At 68.4% G+C, this 3,212-nt stretch carries 3 protein-coding genes; all 3 read left to right on the top strand.

Features of this window, described 5'->3' with window-relative positions:
- On the top strand, positions 1–1,413 hold a 1,413-nt coding region (locus tag KH616_RS23310), incomplete at its 5' end, for an RNB domain-containing ribonuclease (RefSeq protein WP_292252313.1).
- On the top strand, positions 1,410–2,276 hold the full coding sequence (gene aroE, locus KH616_RS23315; protein WP_292252314.1) for a shikimate dehydrogenase: 867 nt from the start codon (positions 1,410–1,412) through the stop codon (positions 2,274–2,276). The genes KH616_RS23310 and aroE, both read left to right, overlap by 4 nt.
- Positions 2,277–2,352: 76 nt before the next feature.
- Positions 2,353–3,033: a monofunctional biosynthetic peptidoglycan transglycosylase gene (gene mtgA, locus KH616_RS23320; RefSeq protein ID WP_292252315.1), complete on the top strand. Its 681-nt coding sequence runs from the start codon at positions 2,353–2,355 to the stop codon at positions 3,031–3,033.
- Positions 3,034–3,212 lie beyond the last annotated feature (179 nt).

Raw genomic sequence — 3,212 nt, forward strand, 5'->3', positions numbered from 1 at the left:
CCGGCGGTCTCGGTCGGCGCGCTGCCGGACGATCTGTCGCGCGCCGACGTCGAAGCGTTCTCGATCGACGACGTGACGACGACCGAGATCGACGACGCATTCTCGGTCCAGCATCTCGCCGATGGCCGCGTGCGGATCGGTATCCACATCGCGGCGCCTGCGCTCGGCATCGCGCGCGGCGACGCCGTCGATGCGATCGCGCGCACGCGCCTGTCGACCGTGTACATGCCCGGCGACAAGATCACGATGCTGCCGGACGACGTGGTCGACGTCTTCACGCTGAAGGAAGGCGACTATCGCCCGGCGCTGTCGCTGTACATCATCGTCAATCGCGACACGCAGGACATCGTCGCGAACGAGACGCGCGCCGAGTACGTGTTCGTCAAGAACAACCTGCGGCACAACACGCTCGACGAACTCGTCACCGAAGAGACGCTCGCCGACGGCAGCGGCGACTATCCGCACAAGGACGACATCGCGGTGCTCTGGCCGCTCGCGCAGGCGCTGTTCGAGCGACGCCAGCTGGCGCGCGCCGGTTATGGCCTGAAGCGCGAAGTGCAGCGCAACACCGACTACAACTTCTACGTCGATGGCGAACGCGTGACGATCACGCCGCGCCGGCGCGGCTCGCCGCTCGACCTGATCGTGTCCGAGCTGGCGATTCTCGCGAACTCGACGTGGGGCGCATTCCTGCACGACCACACGGTGCCGGGCATCTACCGGTCGCAGCGCGGTTTCGGCGGCCCCGGCCCGAAGCGCACCCGGATGCAGACGAGCGCCGCGCCGCACGAAGGCCTCGGCGTGCCGCAATACGCGTGGAGCACGTCGCCGCTGCGCCGCTATGTCGACCTTGTCAATCAGTGGCAGTTGCTCGCATGCGTGCAGCACGGCGTCACCGCGAAGCTGGCCGCGCCGTTCAAGCCGAAGGACGCCGATCTGTACGCGGTCGTGCAGGGCTTCGACGACACCTATTCCGCGTATGCCGACTACCAGCGCCGGATGGAGTACTTCTGGTGCCTGCGCTGGCTCCGCCAGGAAGGCCGCAAGCAGGTCGTCGCGAGTGTCGTGAAGGGCGATCTCGTGCGTCTCGAGGAGGTGCCGCTGCTGCTGCACGTGCCGGCGCTCGGCGTGCATGCGCGCGGGACGCGCGTGCTGCTCGACGTGATGTCGATCGACGAACTGACGATCGAGGCATCGGTGCGTCTGCTCAACGTGCTGGACGCACCGGCCGTGACGAGCGGCGAGGGCGGTGAGGAAGAGGACGCCGAAGGCGGCGAGGACACGCTGCTCGATGCGGGCGATGCGTCGGCCGAGGCCGAGGCGGAGGCGCTTGCCGAAGCGGACGCCGAGGCGGCGTCGCCGGACGGCGCGGCGTCCTCCGGCGACGATGGCGAGGAGGCGCACGCATCATGAATCCGGCCGCGTCGATGAGCGGGCCCGACCGCTATGTGGTGTTCGGCAATCCGGTGGCGCACAGCAAGTCGCCGTTCATCCACGCGCAGTTCGCCGCGCAGACCGGCGAACCGATCGTCTACGAACACCGGCTCGCACCCGTCGACGGGTTCGAGCCGGCCGTGCGCGCCTTCATCGCCGAGGGCGGGCGCGGCGCGAACGTGACAGTGCCGTTCAAGCTCGACGCGCATGCGCTGGCCGACACGCTGTCGCCGCGCGCGGCCGCCGCGGGCGCCGTGAATACGCTGCGCTTCGATGCCGATGGCGGCATCTACGGCGACAACACCGATGGCGTCGGCCTCGTGCGCGACATCGAGACGAACCTTGGCGTGCGGCTGGCCGGCGCGCGGATCCTGCTGCTCGGCGCCGGCGGCGCGGCGCGCGGCGTCGTGCTGCCGATGCTCGACCGTGCACCGCTGTCGATCACGATCGTCAACCGCACCGCGAACAAGGCCGAGATGCTGGTCGGCCAGTTCATGCAGGCCGCCCACGATGCGGGTTGCACGCTCGCGGGCGGCGGCCCGGACGCGATGCTCGCCGAGCCGTACGACGTGATCGTCAATGCGACCGCGGGCAGCCTCGACGCCGCACTGCCGGCGTGCGATCCGGCCGCGTTCGGTCCGCAGACGCTGGCGTACGACATGATGTACGGCGCGCAACCGACGGTGTTCATGCAGCACGCGGCGTCGCTCGGCGCGCGCACCGCGGACGGACTCGGGATGCTCGTCGAGCAGGCGGCCGAATCGTTCTGCGTGTGGCGCGGCGTGCGGCCGGATGGCGCGCCGGTGCTGGCGGCGCTGCGTCAGGCGCTTGCGGCGCACTGAGCGGGGCGCATCGCAAGTGGTGGCGTCGATCGATTTGCCGCGCCCGCGTGCGACCGCGGGGCTGACCCGCTGGATCATGTATGCCGGGCTTGTGTTCGCGGGTGCGTGGCTCGCGACACAGCTGTTCTATTTCGTGCAGATCGGCATCTGGTCGAGGCTGAACCCCGGGTCGACCGCGTTCATGCGCACCGATGCGTGGCGTCTGTCGCGCGAAACGCCGCGAGGCGCGATCCAGCATCAATGGGTGCCGTACGACCAGATTTCGCGCAATCTGAAGCGCGCGATCGTGGCGTCGGAGGATGCGAGCTTCGCGACCAACAACGGCTACGATGTCGACTCGATCCTGCTGGCCTGGGAGAAGAACAAGGCACGCGGCCATATCGTCGCGGGCGGTTCGACGATCACGCAGCAACTGGCCCGCAACCTGTTCCTGTCGCGCGAGAAGAGCTACCTTCGCAAGGGGCAGGAACTGATCGTCACGTGGATGCTCGAGATGCTGCTCGACAAGGAGCGGATCTTCGAGATCTATCTGAACTCCGTCGAATGGGGGCGCGGCGTGTACGGTGCGGAAGCGGCCGCCCGCTATTACTACCGCGTTCCCGCGAGCCGGCTCGGGGCGTGGCAATCCGCGCGTCTCGCGGTGATGCTGCCGAAGCCGCGCTATTTCGATGCGCATCGGGGCACCGCATACCAGTCCCAACGCGCCGCGATCATCGCCCGTCGCATGGGCACGGCCGCGCTGCCGCCCTCGGAATAAACACGCCGGGCCTTTCATCTTGGTTCGGCGCCTCGCCTGACGCGGTTCTCTCTTTGCCGATCCCGGCCACGGGCTGCGGCATCGGCGCGTTGACGCGGGTAAAATACGCGATTCCCAACGGTTTGCCGCGAGAATCCTCATGTCTTCCCCGCTTACTTTCATCGAATCGCTGCGCGCCG

Source organism: Burkholderia sp., assembly GCF_018375725.1.
Taxonomy (GTDB): domain Bacteria; phylum Pseudomonadota; class Gammaproteobacteria; order Burkholderiales; family Burkholderiaceae; genus Burkholderia.